Raw genomic sequence first — 19,695 nt, 5'->3', positions numbered from 1 at the left:
TTTTAGCTGCGGTCAAAAAATGAGCCGTTACCCTACACATTTAGGTTAAAACAAAAAGACCGCATCCGCCTGCGTACACAAGGGTTTGCGGTCCTTTTCATAAGGGTTTGCTGTCAAAGTCGGGATTCTACCACCAAATAAGTGTTCTGCCTATCTGCACAATCACACTGCTACTTTATCTTCGCTTACGGGGCTCTAAAGTAGCAGGCGATAAACTTTTTCGCCGTCGTCGACTTCGCCTGTGAACTGAAAGCCTAACCTCTGATAGAACTCTTCCGGCCCACCGTCCCCCGGCACACAGCTAAGCGTCAACTCGCGCGCCTGCGGCCTTGACTTGACATGTTCTATGATCGCATCTATCGCCTGTTTGCCGTATCCATGCCCTTGATATTTTTTATCGATCATGAAGCGCCAGAGATAGTACTCGTTCGCCTCGGGGTTTATAGACAACATAACAAATCCTACCGGCGTTTCGCCGTAGTAAATAGCCCTAAACCAGGCCAACTCGTCAAAATACGCCTCGGCAATGGATTCTGCATTCGCAGCGACAAAGTTTTTTTGCTGTTCACCGACCTCGAGCGCACAGATTTCCCTGACTGTTTCACTAGTTATTTTGCGCAGAGAAACTCTACTGGTTGACACTAAACCACCACCCCTCTTAACACTGGTTATTTTCACACGTCCCACGTGTAGATCATCGCTATATCCTCCTGCACTCCCACCAACGCATAACGAGGTAGGCAGCTCTACACCGAGGGCAACAATAAAGGCCTTTCTGTTTCTCAATTGGAGACGATTTCAACCACAGAGGTCACAGAGGCGTGGAAAAGAGAGGAAGATAGAACGAGTATAGTTGCCTAATTACACACCTTGTTTCTCTGGGCCTCTGTGGTGAAAACGTACCCTTCCCTCTCTAACTTCTAACTTCTAACTTCCAACCTCCAAACTAAGGCCAGCTCGTTAGGTGTCAACGGGAATGCAGCACCCCCCGGTGACTACGACGGCACGACAAACAGTTGCCGAATCTCTGCCTCGCTCATCTTAGTAAGCAAGCTCTCCCCCGGTGTAATCACAGAGTCAATCAGAGCTCTTTTGGCCTCCTGCAACTCATAAATTCGCTCCTCGATAGTGTTGCGCGACAACAACTTATAGACCTGCACTGAATTCTGCTGACCAATGCGATAGGCCCGATCGGTGGCCTGATCTTCAACCGCGGGGTTCCACCAGGGATCGACGTGAACAACCATATCGGCTCCCGTCAGATTGAGTCCTGTGCCGCCCGCCCTGAGTGACAGTAAAAATACCGCCTTTTCACCGGCATTAAAAGCGTTGACCATGCGCATCCTCTCTTCGGCAGGAGTAGCCCCATCTAGATAGAAAAAGTCGATCTTCTCTTTCCGCAGTTCCTCACCGATTAGTCCTAGCATCGTGGTGAACTGTGAAAACACGAGGGCCCTGCGTCCGCTCGATAGCCCTTCTGTCAGAATCTCGAGTAAGGCCTCGAGCTTGCCGCTCCCCCCGCTATAGTCTTCGAGAAACATGGAGGGGTGGCAGCAAATCTGGCGCAGGCGCATCAGCAGCGCCAATATCTTAATTCTGCTCTGCTCAAAGCCGTGCGTGTTGACCTCGCTTTCAAACTCTTGCCTCGCGCGGAACATGTACGCACCGTATAGCTTAGTCTGCTCCTTAGTCATCTCGCAGATTAGCTTGCTTTCAATCTTCTCGGGCAGTTCCTTAAGCACATCCTTTTTCATCCTGCGCAGGATAAACGGGCGAATATGCCTGCCAAGTTCCTGTAAGGCATGTTTGTCCCCATACTTGACGATTGGTGTGTCAAAAGTGCTCGTGAACTTAGCTTGGCTAAGCAGATACCCCGGCATGAGAAAGTCAAAAATTGACCACAACTCACTGAGCGAATTTTCCACAGGTGTGCCTGTCAGTGCGAAGTACCCTTGGGCCTTAATCCTCTTCACAGATTTTGCACTCAGGGTATGCGAGTTCTTAATATGTTGCGCCTCATCCACGAAACAATATTTGAACTCGGTAGAACTGTACATTTCCACGTCACGCTTGACAAGGCCGTAGGAAGTGACCACGATATCGACTTCGCCGAGCTCTGAAAATCTTTGCTGACGCTCATTAGGCTGCCCTGAGACGACCACAACTTTAAGTTCAGGGGCAAACTTGCGCACTTCTTCCTCCCAATTGTAGATGAGAGATGTCGGAGCAATGACTAGCGAGGGTTTGTTATCGTTACCTTTCTCCGACAAAATAAACGCTATTACCTGCAAGGTCTTGCCTAGACCCATGTCATCGGCTAAAATTCCACCCAAACCATAGTGAGCCAACGTTTTAAGCCATCTAAAGCCTGTTTTCTGGTAATCGCGCAGCCTGCCCTTAATTCCTTGCGGCACACGATAGTCCATGTCTTGCGGTTCTTTAATATCCTGCACCATGCGCTTAAAGGAGCTGTTCCGTTCTATGCTAAAACCAGTCGTCTCCCTGGTCATGCTATCGAGATACATAGCACGATATTTAGGTAACTCGACCGCCTTGTTGATTAAGTCAGCAGAAGTAAGCCCTAGTTGTTCAACAAGATTGGCGGTACTGGTGAACTCGGGGCTTTCAAGTGAGATAAAACTGCCATCCTTTAGCCTGTGGTAGCGCTTTTTTAGCTTGTAGGCGGCGAGAAGAGCAATAAGCTCCGTGGGTTCCATGCCCTCATACGCAAAGGACATCTCTAGCAGGCCTTTCTCCGTGTTTAGCTTCACCCCGGCCGATACTCTGCCGGGGTTCCTGAGCCCTAGACGCTTGAGTTGATCTGTGTAGTACATATTGCAAATATCACTTAGCTCAGGAACTCCAGCGCGAAAAAATTCATACGTGGCCTCCTCGTCAGCCAGAAGCCAGCCATTTTGTATGCGCTCAAATCCAAAACTGTTTAACACAGCGATAGGCTGATTCTCCTTGGCAGAATCACGAATCAGCAACCGACCATCGACCTCAGGGCTCCCATTCGATTTAGGATCGGTGGGGTCAATTTCGACCTCCCCGTATTTAAAACGTATCCAGCACCCTACGCCATCACCATGTCGGTCGAAATAGACATTTGTTTCTAAGGATTCCCTATAAAACCGCTCTGGCAAAGCGCCATCGAGCTTTACCTCTGCAATAGTCTCGAGAGCCGGCACTACAGTATCGAGAAACTGTCCAGCATGCTTGGTGGGGATGTTCAACTCTTTGTGTTTGAGATCCCTAAAGCATTGCATGAGGGGCACGAGATAGCGAGAGAAGTCTGCATCCACCTTGTAGATATTGCCTTGAAAATAGATAAAGCGCAGCTCCTTATCTATACCCAGAAGCACTGCTCCCTCAGGCAACAGCTTAGCCTTAATGCCATTCTTGGTAGTTTCTACACTTAGGATGAGCTCAGGTCTTCTTTCTAGAACCTTGGTCATGATCCGCTCGCTATTCAGATGCAGGGCAAAATCGTCATTGCTCATCCGTTTAAAGAAGCGCCACAGATTCGTATTGCTTAGCGCAAAGTAGCGCTCATTGAATGAGTTTAGCGACTCTGCCCTGCCCCACTCTACAAACGACATTTCATCCCTATAGGTCGCGCACAACATGTCCATCAAAGATTTCGAGACAGCGTCAAAAGACATCTCGTATGGTTTGTAGATAAAGTTCTTGCCATAGTGAATCTCGCGCCCAGATACCTGCGCATCGATTAACTTCTTAATATCTTTAAGAACGTACATGCGCTCCCGAGTGCCAATGGTGAACTCAAGTTGCGGTAGAGTGCCATAACTAGAAGCGATGCGGAGCGTAGGCCTGAGGATGACCTCGAGATGTTGGCGGGAGGCGGGCTCTCTGGTATCTACTTCCTGCGCAAAGAAAGCCATCAAATTACGTACCCCTTGCGGAAGCCGCGCCTCATCGTTGCCATAGTACTTGCCCCAGTATTTCTGTATGGTCTTGAGCACAGCGACCACATGCTTACAGGCCCCGTCATAACTTCTCGAGGCAGGGCACTCACAGTAGTACCCCGATAGGACATTAGCATCGTCAAATGCAACATCTACTGCGTAATCGTACTCGCCCCTCACGAGAGCATGAAAATCATTGCTCGCCTCATCATAGGTAAACTCTACGACGCGCCCACCGTAAAAGTAGTTGCATCCCTTGGTGTAGGTCGCCCTGCTAGAAACTTCTTGTAGTATGTTCACATCGGATAACAACTGCAGTCCCTCGCAATCACTTTATCGAACTATCTAAGTACCCATCCCACAGTAACACGCAGTGGGATGCCCCTGTCTCTCGCAACAGAGGACCATACCCATTGTACCACTTATATAACGCAAGACAATAAGACCGCCCGCGCCTGCGGACGGCCTTTGTCTAGGAGACGATTTCAACCACAGAGGTCACAGAGGCGTGGAAAAGAGAGGAAGATAGAACGATGCTTGTGTATTGTAGCGCATAACGAGTCCACGCACAAGCATTAGAAGCTTAACATGCAGGCTAAACGCGGTAGACATGACCTACGAGCGACCCACCTTACGAAGACATCATGACGGCTACTTCGAACCTTAACCATTACTCCTAGAGTTTCAGAGTTTTTCTTCTACCGCCTGCACTTTGCCCTCCATAGTTGCTTCTTTGTCGCGGCGATCGTCAATCTTGATGAGGGTAGAGACGCGCAATGCACCCTTAGCAAACGGCACTTCGTGCATTAGGACGATAACCTCGAGAATGCGCGGCAGGTCGCCTTCGATTATGGTGCCCATGGGGGTGAGCTGCCACTTTAACTCCGGGTAACGACGTAGTACCTGGTGACACGCGGCAACATAGTGGCTAATGCTAGGGCTGCTGGTACCTAGCGGAGCAATCGAAACGTTGACTATGGCCATCGCTGTACCCCCTTCATCTATTTATGTGCCAATGGTTACTTGTAGGCAGCTACCTGTGCCTTGAGCTTGGCTACTACCTCGCTAACTTCCATACTGCCTTGGTCGCCGCCCTCGCGCGTACGCAACGAAACAGTGCCGGTCTCTACTTCTTTGTCACCCACAACCAACATGTAGGGGATTTTCTGCACCTGCGCTTCACGAATTTTGAAGCCTATTTTTTCATTGCGGGCATCTAGCTCCGTGCGAATATCGGCGTCTTCGAATTTCTCGCGCAAGCTCTCGGCATACTCTTTGGCGCGGTCAGTGATGGGCAGGATAACGGCCTGCACGGGAGCCAGCCAAAGGGGGAATGCCCCCGCATAATGTTCGATCAACATAGCCATGAAACGCTCTATTGCACCGTAGAGAACGCGGTGGACGACGACAGGGCGGTGGCGAGCGCCATCTTCGCCAATGTAGGTTAGGTCAAACTTCTCTGGCATTTGGAAATCGAGCTGTATCGTCGCGCACTGCCAACTGCGACCGATACTGTCTTCAATGTGGAAATCGATTTTGGGCCCATAAAACGCGCCATCGCCGGGATTGAGTTTGTAGTTGATCTCACGACTCTTAAGCACACTCTCAAGCGCTTGTTCGGCCACTTGCCAAACGACAATATCCCCCATGGCTTTAGCGGGGCGAGTAGATAGTTCCACGCGATACTTGAGCCCAAAAATGGTGTAGAACTTGTCTACTAAGGCAATGACTCGTGCTACCTCGGTCTCAATCTGTTCGGGAGTCATAAAGATGTGCGAATCATCTTGGGTAAAGGCACGCACGCGGGCCATGCCGTGCAGAGCACCTGACAACTCGTGGCGATGCACCAGACCAAGTTCGCATAGCCTGATAGGCAGCTCTTTGTAACTATGCAGAGTATTGCGATACACCAGCATGGCCCCGGGGCAGTTCATCGGCTTCACAGCGTAGTCAAACTCGTCGATCTTGGTAAAATACATATTTTCACGGTAATGGTGCCAATGACCAGAACGCTCCCAGAGTGAGCGGTTGAGGATTAGCGGCGTCTTTATCTCCTGATAGCCCGCCTTGCGATGCTCTTTGCGCCAAAAATCTTCGAGTATATTACGCACCACCATCCCCTTGGGGTGGTAGAAGGGAAAACCAGGGCCTTCATCTTGCACGCTAAAGAGGTCTAGCTCTTTACCGAGTTTGCGGTGATCACGCTTCTTAGCTTCTTCAAGACGGAAGAGATGGGCTTCAAGGTCGGCCTGCTTAAAAAATACAGTGCCGTAGATGCGTTGCAGCATGGGGCGCTTTTCATCTCCCCGCCAGTAAGCACCGGCCAAGGAGAGCAGCTTAAAGTGCTTGATAAGCCCTGTATCCATGAGGTGTGGGCCAGCACAAAGATCAACAAAGGAACCACTTTCATAGTAGGTAATTTCTACGTCTGTGGGCAAATCATTGATTAGCTCTACCTTAAAGTCTTCACCGCGAGCCGCAAAGAAACTAAGAGACTCTGCCCTACTCACGCTGTGGCGCACGAGTGGAACTTTTCTCGCCGCCAGCTCGCGCATTTTTTCTTCTATACGCGGCAGGTCTTCGGGCTTAAAGGGCTCTTTGACCGCAAAGTCATAGTAGAAACCGTCTTTAATGGCAGGGCCAATACCAAACTTTGTGCCAGGAAAAAGCTCCATAACTGCCTCTGCCATGACATGGGCAGCGGTGTGTCGTAGCACTTCGAGGGCTTCGGCCCCATCATCGGGAGTTACCAGCTCTACGGTAGCGTTGTTAGGCAGGGGTCGTAGTAAATCGACTACTTGGCCATTCACTTTCGCTGCCACAGCCTCCTTGGCTAAGCGGCGGCTGATCCCCTCTGCCAGGGCTAAGGCGCTACTCCCGGCGGGCAGCTCGCGCGCTGACCCATCCTTAAGTGTAACCAAAATATGTGCCATAACAATTCCCTCCTTATTTTTTGTAAAGACAAAACCCTCCCGTCACTGCCATAGCAGGGACGAGAGGGTTAATTCCCGCGGTTCCACCCTGTTTGACCCGAAGGCCCAACTCTCGGTGCGTAACGTGCGCCAGACGGCTAACCTTTTCGGTTGCAGCTCAGGAGTGGTACGCGTAATGCCATGTCCTGAAGGACTTACAGCCAAAGATCCTTCTCTCTAAAAGTCCATGCCAAGCGGTCTCCGTCAGTGCTTTCACATATCGTACCTAGAGAATACCCGGTTGTCAAGTTACATTTTGACGCCGAGTTGACGTAAAGCGACAATGGGATGGGTGTACAGCAAGCGTGGCCCTGCGTAGCGCATAACTTCTCGCATCTCTTGTCGCACGCTAAGCTTGTAGCACGAGCTAGGACACTTGCTACAGGCTATTTTGCGCGGGTAGTACTTGCAGTGATCTAGGCGACCATGGGCATATTCTAACAAATCCCTACAAGCAGAGCACAGAGAATTGCTAGGCTGATGCTTGCTTTTGCAGTAGAGCCTAAGCATCAACTCGATGGCCTTACGGTCACGTGCCCGCTGCCCCGATACGAGTCCCGCATCTCCTCGCGGAATAAGAGTCTTGAGTTTTAATATGTGCAAAGTGACAACACTCGCAACCAATACTAACAATAATCTGACATACAGCAGACTGACGACGGAGATAACGGAAAAGGCGATGCTGCTCCAAAGAAGTGCAAGAGCGAGAGCCTTAGTTTTTAGAGGCACGCCGCGCTTTTCGAGATAATCTCTGATGTAGATGCGGAATACTCTGTGGTTCATCAACCAATCATAGAACCGATCAGAACTCCTAGAAAAACACCAAACACTTAATAAGAGAAATGGCGTCGTTGGCAGCAAGGGTAGGAATATGCCTGCTACGCCAAGGCCAACGGAAAGCATGCCAACGGCAATCAGCAAAACTTTTTTCAGAGACAGCATTATTCACCTCTACGCCACCCGACATGCGGGAACATTGATTTATCGTAACACTAGCTGCTGACTGGCAGCGATGTGGCGGTAAGCACTGACGTTAGCTTTGCAGCTTGGTATTGAATGTAGGCCTGGTCTCTCTCGCCCCGCGGGCGCTCAAAGTCCATGCTGGCCACTATTCTGCCCGGCTTACCCTCTAGTACTATAGCTCGATCAGCTAGTAGCACTGCGTCTTGCGGCTCATGCGTGACATACATCATGGCGCAGGGATGCCATGTTAAGAGATCGAGCAACATCTGTCGTAACGAGATTTTTAACCCGATGTCGAGTCCGGTAAAAGGCTCATCCAGTAGCGCTAGCTCTGGGTCAATGACAAAGGCCCGCGCTATAGAAACTCTCTGCCGCATACCGCCGCTTAACTCTGCAGGGTAGTATTGCTCAAAGCCCTGCAGTCCGAGGCGCTTCAGCATGGTAGAGGCAATTTCCCTCTGCTCATCACGACTTAGCCCCCGGTTTTGTAGCACCAGCGTAATGTTCGCTAAGGCTGTTCGCCATGGTAGTAGTCGGGGCTCCTGAAATATAAAGCCAAAGCGCTGTTTATCGGTGCGCACCTGCCCACTGTCGGGCTTCACTGTGCCAGCAGCCAACCTCAGCAAGGTAGTCTTGCCGATGCCAGAAGGCCCCAAGATGGCCAAAATCTGTCCTTCATCGAGGCGGAATGACACTGAATCAAGAATTTTGCGCTTGCCAAAGTACTTAGATACGTTGTCAAACTCTATCACCACTTTACCTCCGGGCCTGCCACTTTAAAAGGTGGCTTTTGACTAAGTAGAGAAGTGTTCCTTCAATCATTAAAACCGTCGCAGCCATCACTAGTAGCCAGGCAAAGATCTCTGCGGTGGCCATATGCACCCGGGCCTCACTTAAGGACTGCCCAATCCCGCTGCCGCCTCCCACCATAACCTCTGCCATGACCACTAACCGCAGAGTTAGCCCAGTGGCGAGGAGAATACTCGGTATTAGCGCATAGAGGGTGGCTGGCAAGTACCCAACCAGCAATTGCGTAGTCCTAGGTAGCCGAAAAGCCCTAAACATTTCTAACATACTGCGATCTACAGACCTAACCGCCCTAACTGTACCTGTATAGAGCAGCGGGAAGCCCAAAGCTAACGCTGTCGCTGCGACTTGGTAATCTCCGCTACCGAACATGAGGATGACTAGCAAAGTAAGCGCCACAGGGGGCACCGCAACCAAGGCGTCGATTACTGGTCTAAGCAGGTCCTCAACCCAAGGATACAAGCCTGCTAGGACCCCACTCGCCACGCCACTGACAATTTGTAGCCCGAGGGCCAGCAACACTCGCCCGAGCGTCCTCGCAAAGGCAGCAAGGGTAGCCGGCGAAGTCAACAAGCGCGTTACTGCTACCATGGTCTCGGAGGGCGTAGCCACCAGTAGTGGGCCGTAAGAGTTAGACATAAGCTGCCAAACCACTGTAAATGCCACTACACCGGTGGCCATCCAAAGAAAGGGCAATACCTTTCGCGCGTTCCAAAAATTACTCATGCACCACACCTGATTCACTATTCACATCTCGCCATTTTCGCAGGTAACTCGCTACGGGCTTAACGAAAAGGCGCTGAACTACTACACCTACACATAGGCATATCGCTACCCACGCGAAGAGGCGTGCTACGTCAAGGTTAAAGCGCGTCATCGCCATCGCGTAGCCGATGCCATCGTTGCTACCTAGGAGCTCCGCCATAATTGTTTTACGAAAGGCCGTGCCAGCAGCAAAGGCCAGACCTGTGAGAACAGCAGTTGCTAGTGCGGGCAGGTAAATGTTCCACCACAGGGCCCATCTAGAGATGCGGAAAACTGCAGCCATCTCGAGAACTTCCGCGTCTACGAGCTCCATCCCTTCAACCACACTGACATACATAACAGGCACTGTAAAAAGGGCGGTGACAAAAACGGGCATGAAAGATCCGACACCAAACCACACCATGGCCAGCATCACTACTACTACGGCGGGGGAGCTAAGTAAAGTTCCCATTAGAGGTTTAAAGAAGTAGTAGGCCGGCTTCCACAGACCAGCGGCCGTGCCAAGCAGAAGGCCCAGTGCTGCCCCAAAACTCAGGCCTGTCAAGGATCTTTGCAGCGACACACCCAGCTGCCGCCAAAGCTCACCAGTCTGTGCGAGCAGCAGTAGGCTACTGCCTACTGCTGCAAGTCGTGGCACAATGCCTGGCAAACTTACTGCAGAGAATTCCCATGCAAGCATCATGCCAACTACTCCAAGCAAGTAATACGGTTTAATCCGGCTGCCAGTAAAAGCGCGCATCTGGTAATCTCCCGCCGATAATGTCTGGAGACATCTGCTGCAAGGTGGTGAAATACAGCTCTATCTCTTCCCTAACATCGCGCGCCGGTATAACTCGAAACGCAGAAAACTGCAAAGAACTAGCTGCAGCCGGCCCCTGCAAGCCTTCTATTCCGCGCGCGGCTAAGGCGCCCATTTCATTTGGGTTAGCAGTAGCCCACAGCGCTGCTTGATCGTAAGCGTCACTGAAGGCTTGAATCAAGTCGTTGCGGTCGACGACTGCAGGCAAGGCCACAATGCCCGCTTGCGGGATACGTGTAGGCGAACCTGTAACTTCTCCCCACACTGTGCGCAATTCAATCAGCCGCGTTAAGCGCCTGCCTTCCTGTTGGGCTCGCATCAGCGCTGTAGTTGCAGCAGGCTCCGACAGAACTGCTAGGTCAGCCCGCCCTGTCGCTAACAAAGCTGCTGCCTCCATCGGTGAGGGAACATAATCGATCTGCAGGTCCCTAGCAATGTCAAGCCCTTTCCCTGCCGCTAAGAAACGGAAAACGAGATCGGGGGTATCTCCCCGCGAGGGGATAACGAGGCGTCGCCCTCTAAGATCGGCTAACGAGCGTACGGGAAGCCCCTCGAGGCCGACTATGTAGAGGTTTCCCCAAATGGCAACATTGACCAGCCTAAGGTTGACGCCCCGGTTGTAAAGATTAGCGGCAACGTAGGTAGGCAAAGCAGCAAAGTGCATGCCCGGGTCAATAGCCTGGGCCCTCAACATATCGACCGTACGCGCGATATGGACTTGCGTTTGCTGCGCCATAGAGGCAGCGATTTGCCCCTCGCCCAAACGATAAAAGGGAAAAGTGAGGGGAGCAATCGGACCAAGCATGTTGAGCCTGCTGAGCTTAGTCATGACAGCTACGCGAGCGGTGCGCTCATGCCAAGTTACGCCGTACCCTAGCACTTCACCAATGAAGCGCAAGGGAACTAGAGTGCGTCCCCTAGTAGCGAATGCCGGAACATCAAGTTCTACTACTTGCCCATCAACACGCGCCACAGCCGCACCTAACTCCAGCGAGATACTAGTGGCGCTCTTACGAATATGTACCGTCCGGCTTACTTCGTCCCAGCTTACCGTTGCACCAAGCATCTCCGCGATAGACCTAATAGGCACCATCACTCGTCCTCGCACAATCTCTGGCGAAACGTCAAAAACGACCGGCCGATTGTCGACAGTCACTACAATTGCTCGCGCGGCAGAATCCACCACACCAATGCTAAAACTCACTAATAAGACCGTAATCAAGCCCCATGCTAGGGCAGCCCGCAGTCTAATTCCCATGAGCAACTCTCCTTTCAAGTTTGCGTATTTTGAGAATGATATTCACTCTTATTTATTGTACGCATTGCTCTCTAGGAAAGTCAAGTCCACACCTATACATATGTCTTAGTTCCGCATGGCTGTCCGTGCGAAATCTAGCTCGCGGCACCGCTTTCGTGCTTAGATGGTTGCGCCTTCCCCACAAAGTAGAGCCCCAAACAAACTGCCAATACGATGGTCGCCACAAAAGGAAACGAAGGGTGGCGGGCATACAACCAACCAGCTACGTAGGGAGACAAGGTGGCGGCCAGCCCACCCGTCATGTTGTAAAGGGCAAAGCTCATCCCCATAGACTTAGGATCCGCGGCCCCCGTAACTAAGGCCGTCATGAGCGACATAACAACGTTTGTGCCCCCACGGACGAAAAAAGCTACAACTAGAATACTGACAACGGAAGTATAGAGCTGCACTATGAAGGTCAACGCGAGCACAAATAAACAGAGCGCTAGTATGCGCCAAGTCCCCCTGCTATCTGCAGCCCGACCAATAAAAGGGGTCAGAGTAGCTCCGCCAATAGCGGCCACAGAGCCTAGAAATCCGATGGTCAACAGGTCAAAGCGCGCCACATCCTGCAAAAAGGGGGTATTGAAGGACATCGGTATGGAAATGATGAACCACACTAAAGAAAACGTCAACACAAGTTGCCAAAACGGGCGGGGATATGAACGGGGGTCGAGCACTACTGCCACCCTAGCTCTAGATCCTACGGGGTAGCTAGGCGACAACTGCGTCAAAACCAAGGTAGAAATACTGTAAAAGGCCAGGCTTACCCAGAAAACAGACCGTATGCCCCACTGCTCGGCTAAAAAACCCCCCATGGTAGGCGCCATAATCATGCCAATTGGAAAGGCCGTGTGCACTAGTGTAAAGGTAAAACTACGGGTCTCAGGGGGGCACTTTGACGCAATGTATGATTGCATGGCTGCATTGCTGAACATCGAGAGATTAAATAGCACAAAACCAGGAATCAACCAAAGCCAGTGCTCTGCCAAGGCGAAAATCAGTGGCACTGGAATACACATGGCCCAGCTTATGATCATAAGCTTTCTGCGTTCAAAACGATCCGCCCACATGCCCCCGGGCAAGGCGACTGCGGTGCTAACAGCCATGGCTAGCGAACCAAGCAGTCCGAGCTCGAGCGACGAGGCGCCGAGGTCACGGATGTAGGCGGGCATAATAACACTGTAGAGACCGAGTCCCGAAGAAAAAAATAGCAGGGAAATAAAAATTATCCATAAATCCCTGGGCAACTTTGGCATGCTGGGCCTCCATATCTGTCTAGCGACTACGTATATCTGCTGTACGATAAGAACTTAAGGTGAACTCTCCCGCGGAGAGGACGTACTTGATAAGCACAGTTCGCAGCTGTGACAATCTGTGGCTCGGGCGTCAAAAATATGACGAATGGTGTTATACATCCCAGCTCTGCTCGAACCGTGGCGGTGCAGTATGATGTGGCGGGGTGCCATGGTAATGAGCGCGCTAATGACAAGGTCTTCGTAGCTGACGTCGTGGTCATCTTCCTCGTCAAAGCTGCCCAGGTATTCATGGTACAGCTGCCGAAAAGTAGCGTCATACACTTGGCAAAAGCCATTGGCGTCGGCCGAAACATGCACTAAAGGTAGTTTCGGCTCTTGAATCTCGACAAAGTAACGCAGAAGACGTACAAACTCCAGGTACTCCCTCTCTGCGGCATATTCGTCAACTGCCCGGGCCACAACTTGGCGCAGATCCTCAAAATAGTGTGGCCAGCGAAAACGGAGAAAACCTTCGGGGTTGATATGGCGATGATTCTCCAAAAACTCGCGGAGTCTCTCGCGCAACTTGGCGTGCCTGCCCAGTTGCACTCTGCCCTCGCCGCGCAAAATCTTGTGCGCCAAAGCGAGTATCCTCGCTTGCTCCTCACTTGCATAGCCCTTACAGTCCTTGTCCACTAGCTGCCGAAGAAGATGCTGCTCCCTCTCCTCAAGCAAGTACTCCGCCAAAACATGTGCCGCGTACTGCCTACCTAGCCCAAGCAAATCTCCCACGGAAAAACCACTGCGCGGAGCGGCCGCTAAGGAGAGGGTCATCTTATGATATGAACTACCGCGTGATTCTTGTATATCTACAGCTACACCTTCATCAAGGAGGAATTTAAGTTCGCGAATCAGCCTGTGGCGCAAGGAGGTTGTGGGAGCGGTGACGCCAATCGACAGCACTTCCAAAAGGTCACACTCCCTTCTTATTCAGAAGTAGTATATGTGACGGCAAAAAGCGCTATACGAAAGGACAATGCCAATAAAAAGCAAGCCGCGCGTACAACTAGTACCGGTTAACCCTAGCAGAGAGTCACAGTCTGACTACGGGTGCCTCCCCTTTGCGAGATTAACTGCACTGTGACCGAGGTGCTAGGCAGACTAGTACGCACGTTCCACTTCACGCGCACCATGCCCTTTTGCGGGGGCGCGACATGGTAGAACCACATCTGTTGCCCCGCATGATAACCCTGCAAGTGGCCAATTTCATACTGATGTTCGCAATTAATAAGTAGGGCCTCAGGTGGATATTCAAGACGAACTATATCCGTGCGCACCGCTTGCTGCTTTTTGGCCTGCTCAGTAATATTGGTCGAAAGATACCCTCGATTCGAAACCACAGCATGCACACTGTACATACTATCTGCTACTTTTTCTACCTTGATTTCATCAATTTGCACCTCTGGCAGAGCCTGTGCATATGCCAATGCAAACAGGGTCATGCGGTGACACTCGCCCTTGAGAAGGTGCAAGGGTGCGTTTTGCCGACAAGCCTTGATCTTCCAGCCACCTAGCTCCACCTTGCCAAATTGAGGATGCGAAAATTCACGCCAAGGCACAAAGCCTTCACCGGCAAGCTCTCGGTCGTTCCATTGCAGTAGTTTAAGCTCTAACTTGCGCCAGTCCGCGCTAGTCTTTTTCTTCAAGGGGTCGACTTTTTCTTCGGGAGCGGCCCGTCCTACAGGGTCCCATAATTCCGGCGTAAAGGACAAGAGACCAAGTTGTTCGAAACACCAATCATCAAATACCCCAGAGAAGATGTCACCGTAGCAGCACACCACCGGGTACCCCGTGGTCTCGGTACCAAGTTGTCCAATGGCTTCATAGAGTGCGACATCACCTTGGGCAAAGTCTTTGTCAGGTATGGTGCTATGGGGCCTAAAAAGCACTCCACCCCAGGTGTGGTACAGAATTACACCCGCGATATTCTTATGCTTGTTAACAAATTCGACCTGATTGCGAGTCTCTGGCTCCGAAAGTGGGAACGGACCTGACCCCGCGGTAAGCGGGCTGTACCCAGAGGGGAAGTTGCGGTTAAGATCGAGTCCATACTTGGTCGGCACCAGTGGGAACGGTAACTCCACGCTCTCTACGAGATTGCCGCAGTGGTCACGCACCACGCCCTCCGAAAACAGATGGTAGAAAGGCACACCAGCATCTTGCAGTGAACGCTCCACCATCAAGCGTGGGTCCACATAATCTGCCCGCCATGCCCCACGCAAATCATCACGTATACGCATCCGCAGAAGTTGCCCGTCATTGTCGATGTCCTCCTCGTGGAGGCCCGGCGGGTCTTCGTGCTGCCTGAAGTCGGGGTATGGTCGTACACTGCTGCGCAAAAGCTTGGGCGTCGTCAAGTAAAGCTCGACACCGTCAGGGTTGATGCGTGGCAAGATGTAGAAAGTGCGGGTATTAAGAAGATTCGTTACCTGTGCATTAACCCCATACTGGGTGAGAAGGTAGTCAATGAGGTAGAGCGCTGCCGTTCCCCCCGTAACTTCCCCGGCGTGGATATTGGCATCGACATAGAGCGCCGGCTTGTCAGCGGCCGGCCCGGTGGCCAAGCAAGTAATTGTTGCCGCCCACACTTCGCGCCCCTCGTGACTTTTGCCGATCGACTGCAGCGCAAAGAAACCAGGATAAAGCTTAGCATACTGGTGTAGATGCTCCGTCATTTCGTCATATAAATGAAACTTGGCGAAGCTAATAGCTACGCGTTCGGTCAAAGCGAGCCCCCCTTACAGCCTTTTACTAAGACATTCTTTAGTTACGCGTAAAATCCTGCCTAGAACTAGACATTAAGCACCCGTCCGTGGGACGGGTGCTGTGGCAACTATGGCTACCAGCCCTCGCGTTAACTGATGGACTGCAGTTCTGAAAGCAGGTAGGATTTATCTTCTGGCTTGGCAATCTGCTCGGCTGCCTCTTTTGCTAAACCTAAGTAATGTATTTTTTGCGCGTGATCGCCTACGATATCATGTGCTCGTGCCAATGCTTCGTACGCGAAGGCCAAATCAAAATCCCCTATGTTGTTGCTAAGGCAAAGTGCTAGGCAGTACTCAGCGTGGTGACGCGCACTTTCCCCCAGATTGAGCAGGGCATAAACTCTCGCTATCTGCCACTCGCCCCGCAGGAAATGCAAAGGCGTGCCCACCTCTCTCCAGTGATAGCGTGAAGCATGTGCCATGTGAATCATTCTAAAATCCTCTTCACGAGTCCTGTCCGTCTTATCGATAAGATTCCAAGTTTCGTTAAAGCATTGCACCGCCTGCTTCTTATGCCATTCTTGCATGGTTATCAGAGTCTCTTCCATGATAAACCTCCCTCATATTCTAACCATAGTCTACCCTTAGAGCAAAAGGCGCGCAAGAGAGGAATATCGACCTCACGATTGACTGCAGAAGGCTTTCAGACGCGTCGGAAAATCGTTACCCCTACACGGTCAATATGCCTCTTAAGCTCCACATTGCTTATCGTCCCATAATCAACAATATCGAAGAAATAGGGCATAGGGATCTTGGCCTACGTCCGATTCATCACCAAAAAGAGTCTCGTACCGAAGGGCATTTATTCATCTCGGTTTTGGCCTATCACCTGTTAAATGCCATAGAGCTACAATTGCGCCAAGAAGGCGACACTCGCCGCTGGTCGACGATTATAACCGTATTGTCTACACATCAACGCTCGACAGTTACACTCACAGATAGTCTAGGCAAGATTCATCACATCAGACTCTCCGGCACGCCGGAAGCCGCTCACCAGGATATTTACCACAAACTGAACATTAAGCAGCTGCCGCGCAAGCAGATCTCCTACGTGGCTACTAGATTGTAGTGACCAACGCGAAAGCGAAAACCCTGTGTTTGCAGGCTCCTTAGCCTTTCTAGCCGAAAGTTGGGCTAACCTTGCACCCGCCAAATAGCGTCTACCGCGGTTATGATTACGCCGCCCTAGGCGCCCTTGCCGACCGCATTATCATCATGGCCCATGATTACGGCGACAGCCCCGAACCGCTACATCGCGTAGTACAGGCAGTAGAAATGGCCCTCATCGACGTGCCGCGAGAAAAGTTAATCTTGGGTGTCTCTGTTTACACAGAAACAGCCGTGAGTATCGTCGACAAACTCGTCGTCGCCGAGCAGCACCGCCTGCAGGGAGTTTCCTTTTGGCGGCTCGGCCTCCTAATCGACGAGATGTGGCGCACGCTAAGGCAAGTTCTACCTATTTAGTGTGGCAAGCAATGATAGTTGATGCATGCCTACTGCAATATGCGTATGCCACCCACGTCATAAGCTGGCTTCCCTGAAAAAACACATTCCTATAATGAAGAATCGGCGTAATGTATGCTGACGACATCACCATTAACAGCAGCGCTAGATAGTATAGTACACTTTGCAGCATATCACGGCCCCTACGCGAACCGTACCAGACGCTTAGCGACATAGCTGCATACATGGGGGGTAATACAAACATAGCGGGGTGACCATATGTTTGCATTAAAGTAGAGAGAGCCAGGCTCATACCCACGAGCAACATTGTGCGTGCCAAGTACCGATAAGAGACCACAAATGACTCGGAGGGCGCAAGAAATAATGAGTTTTGTAGAATCAGTATGAACAACCGCACGAACACAATGAGAAAAGCTGGACCTAGCACCATGTTGACAAACTGTAATGCCGGCACCTGCGCTCCGTCCCGGCTCAACACCGAAATGGCTGTATCAAACAAGGTCACGACATAGTTAGACAACAAAATCACCGCGAATAGGGCTACCGAAAATATTTTAGGCCGTTTTGCTACCTCTAGCAATTCCCCCGCCTGAGTCATAGCCACTACCTATCAACCGTTATCGTTGCCACCACTGTTGGGGTGGCAACCGTAAAGCCCCCAGCATAGAGCGTGGCTCCAATTTGATGTTGAAAACTGTAAGAAACGGTTCCCCGAGCGTGCATATTTACAGCAAGCTCCGATGCGGGATTGTGCAGAAAATGGATCGAGTTCATTCCTGCATAACCCACGGCAGTTGCTGCTGGCCCATTGTTGCTCCAATCGACATTTCGTCCATAGTTATGCGTCCACTTGACAATGTCGTTATATTGACTGCCAGCCAGTCTTTCCAGAGTAGCCCTTATTGAAAATAGTGGGATGCTAATGTTCCAGGGGGACCACGAAAAAGACCCGTTTACAAACCAAGGAACCGGCAATTGTACTGTCCAAGCGATGCTGCTACTAGGGTCGGGCTCACTAACTTCCATAAATTGATGGTTCGAGCCAATCTCGCAAGTAGCGCCACTAACCCATGTGCTTAGCATTCCTACAAAATTATAGTGAGTTCTTATAAAATACTGAGCGTTCGACTCGCTGGAGTTTATTTTGACCCATGTCTTGTATTTTGAGCGCGGAACAACCCTAAGAGGGGCATAGAATGTCACTGCAGCCATATTCACTAATTCCCCCGTCCATAGCCGTCCCGCTCCGTATCCGGTTCCTCGCAATGTTTCATTGTAGGGCGATGAATTTGTGGCCAGAGCAAGTGTTGATGATTTCCCAAGTTCTTCAGCGTATCTTCTGTGCCTATCACGATATGCGGTTGCTAAGACATTCATATCGTCAAAGGGCTTGCCAAACACAAAGGTGTCAACACTAGTCTCTGACGAAACAACTCCAACTGTAACAAAGACAAGAATATCGCCTGAACGCGGTGACGCATGCACTGTGAGATTGATGTGTTCCCGAGAATCACTAATTAGACCTGTAAAGTTTCCAATATATCCTTCCGATCTATTTGAGAGTGGTACTACCTCAATTTCTCCGTCAGCCGTAAATGCCTGAGAGCCAGTACCTGATATTATTCTTCCCTCAATAATTTGTCTGTTGCGAGACCGTGCACTTACAACCCCTGATATCTTCGAGTATCTTCTCGCATTCTCTATCATGGGCGTATCATCATTGTGCACCATCCCGCTAACACTAGAGTCATAATTCGCTGAGAAAGTTAACAGTGGCTTTGTTAATGAAGCGCTTCCATGAGATAATTCACCAAATATGCCACTAATTAAAAATGCGCAGACGAACAACACAAAAATCCTCTTGGTTCTCAACACATAACACACTCCTTGCTTTGAACTGCGGCAATGCCGTGGTTTTCAGGCGTGTTAGTCGTTGTATCTCATATTCCGCACCATTGAACAGCAAAGTGCAACATTTACGTATGTCATAAATTGCCGCGGAGGGTTACATTATGGGCCTCGTCGTTGGACATACACGTCCAGTCCAAGCCCGATTGGTTTAAGACCCTGGCAAGGCGATGATAATTTTCAGGCAGAAACCGTTTTACGACGGTGCGACCTTCTTTTACGCAGAGGATTTTCACGGGACGGAGCAACTCAAGGATTTTGCTGCCTGCAGGGGAAAAGGTAGTCTTCCCGCCGGCAATCGCCAAGGGTTTGACCGCATGTTCGAGGGATTTGCGTGCACGTCTTTGCAGGACAATATAGACCAACATAGCCATAAGGATGACGTAATTCAGAGCTTCCATCCGATGCTTACGGCGGCCACTGTCGACCGCATGACGCACAAGTCTTACATAATAGACACGAACGGGAGCTCCTACAGGCTACGCCAGAGGTTAGCACTAACCAATGCAGTCGGTGGCCCCTTGATTGGGCAGGGTGAATCACGAAGGGAGCTGATGCGGGCGAATACAACCAACGCAGATCATAAGAACAAAAGGGACGTCAGACTGTGCGAGAATGCGTATTTTAGTAGCCTTCACTACTCTTAGAATGCGTGTTTTGGGACCCCTCACTGGCCAACAAGTGCAATCTAGCAACAGTTTTCGCCTTGCCAAAATAGAGACAAAGAA

16 protein-coding genes are annotated in these 19,695 nt (G+C 50.9%); 2 read left to right on the top strand and 14 right to left on the bottom strand.

All coding sequences use genetic code 11. The features are described 5' to 3' along the window. Positions 1-195 precede the first annotated feature (195 nt). From KGZ92_00900 to KGZ92_00840, 13 genes are all read right to left on the bottom strand, one after another. A complete protein-coding gene (locus KGZ92_00900) occupies positions 196-642 on the bottom strand; it encodes a GNAT family N-acetyltransferase (protein MBS3887844.1) in 447 nt (148 codons plus the stop codon). A 353-nt stretch (positions 643-995) separates the two neighbouring features. Then, entirely contained in the window at positions 996-4,241 is a 3,246-nt protein-coding gene (locus tag KGZ92_00895) for an SNF2 helicase associated domain-containing protein (protein ID MBS3887843.1), read from the bottom strand. A 372-nt stretch (positions 4,242-4,613) separates the two neighbouring features. Continuing rightward, a complete protein-coding gene (locus tag KGZ92_00890; GenBank protein ID MBS3887842.1) occupies positions 4,614-4,913 on the bottom strand; it encodes an MTH1187 family thiamine-binding protein in 300 nt (99 codons plus the stop codon). A 35-nt stretch (positions 4,914-4,948) separates the two neighbouring features. Next, complete coding sequence (gene thrS, locus KGZ92_00885) at positions 4,949-6,862, bottom strand: threonine--tRNA ligase (protein MBS3887841.1); 1,914 nt, start codon at positions 6,860-6,862, stop codon at positions 4,949-4,951. Between the two features lie 288 nt (positions 6,863-7,150). After that, positions 7,151-7,843, bottom strand: coding sequence for a nitrous oxide-stimulated promoter family protein (locus KGZ92_00880; protein ID MBS3887840.1), 693 nt, complete (start codon positions 7,841-7,843; stop codon positions 7,151-7,153). Positions 7,844-7,893: 50 nt separating this feature from the next. Then, a complete protein-coding gene (locus KGZ92_00875) occupies positions 7,894-8,616 on the bottom strand; it encodes an ABC transporter ATP-binding protein (GenBank protein ID MBS3887839.1) in 723 nt (240 codons plus the stop codon). 4 nt (positions 8,617-8,620) lie between these two features. Then, positions 8,621-9,397: an ABC transporter permease subunit gene (locus tag KGZ92_00870; GenBank protein ID MBS3887838.1), complete on the bottom strand. Its 777-nt coding sequence runs from the start codon at positions 9,395-9,397 to the stop codon at positions 8,621-8,623. After that, positions 9,390-10,175: an ABC transporter permease subunit gene (locus KGZ92_00865; GenBank protein MBS3887837.1), complete on the bottom strand. Its 786-nt coding sequence runs from the start codon at positions 10,173-10,175 to the stop codon at positions 9,390-9,392. The genes KGZ92_00870 and KGZ92_00865 overlap by 8 nt, the downstream gene beginning before the upstream one ends. Next, positions 10,147-11,493 carry an ABC transporter substrate-binding protein gene (locus KGZ92_00860; protein ID MBS3887836.1) on the bottom strand — a complete coding sequence of 449 codons (1,347 nt, stop codon included), beginning with the start codon at positions 11,491-11,493 and terminating at the stop codon, positions 10,147-10,149. Before KGZ92_00860 ends, KGZ92_00865 begins: the two co-directional genes overlap by 29 nt. A 134-nt stretch (positions 11,494-11,627) precedes the next feature. Next, the gene (locus KGZ92_00855; protein ID MBS3887835.1) at positions 11,628-12,791 is read right to left on the bottom strand and encodes an MFS transporter; all 1,164 of its coding nucleotides are present in this window, start codon (positions 12,789-12,791) and stop codon (positions 11,628-11,630) included. Between the two features lie 54 nt (positions 12,792-12,845). After that, on the bottom strand, positions 12,846-13,739 hold the full coding sequence (locus KGZ92_00850) for a putative sporulation protein YtxC (GenBank protein MBS3887834.1): 894 nt from the start codon (positions 13,737-13,739) through the stop codon (positions 12,846-12,848). Positions 13,740-13,852: 113 nt separating this feature from the next. Then, positions 13,853-15,556 (bottom strand): carboxypeptidase, encoded by a 1,704-nt coding sequence (locus tag KGZ92_00845; protein ID MBS3887833.1) that lies wholly within the window; start codon positions 15,554-15,556, stop codon positions 13,853-13,855. A 128-nt stretch (positions 15,557-15,684) separates the two neighbouring features. Then, a complete protein-coding gene (locus KGZ92_00840; protein ID MBS3887832.1) occupies positions 15,685-16,143 on the bottom strand; it encodes a hypothetical protein in 459 nt (152 codons plus the stop codon). A 134-nt stretch (positions 16,144-16,277) separates the two neighbouring features. Between KGZ92_00840 and KGZ92_00835 the strand changes: the two genes are divergently transcribed. Further along, complete coding sequence (locus KGZ92_00835) at positions 16,278-16,664, top strand: hypothetical protein (protein ID MBS3887831.1); 387 nt, start codon at positions 16,278-16,280, stop codon at positions 16,662-16,664. Between the two features lie 71 nt (positions 16,665-16,735). Further along, positions 16,736-17,059 (top strand): hypothetical protein, encoded by a 324-nt coding sequence (locus KGZ92_00830; GenBank protein MBS3887830.1) that lies wholly within the window; start codon positions 16,736-16,738, stop codon positions 17,057-17,059. A gap of 603 nt (positions 17,060-17,662) precedes the next feature. On the opposite strand, the gene KGZ92_00825 is transcribed toward KGZ92_00830, so the two are convergent. Beyond that, on the bottom strand, positions 17,663-18,934 hold the full coding sequence (locus KGZ92_00825; protein ID MBS3887829.1) for a hypothetical protein: 1,272 nt from the start codon (positions 18,932-18,934) through the stop codon (positions 17,663-17,665). Positions 18,935-19,695: the final 761 nt, after the last annotated feature.

It is taken from the genome of Bacillota bacterium (genome assembly GCA_018333655.1).
Taxonomy (GTDB): Bacteria; Bacillota; UBA994; order UBA994; family UBA994; genus BS524.
This window is presented reverse-complemented; position numbering and strand designations above follow the sequence as displayed.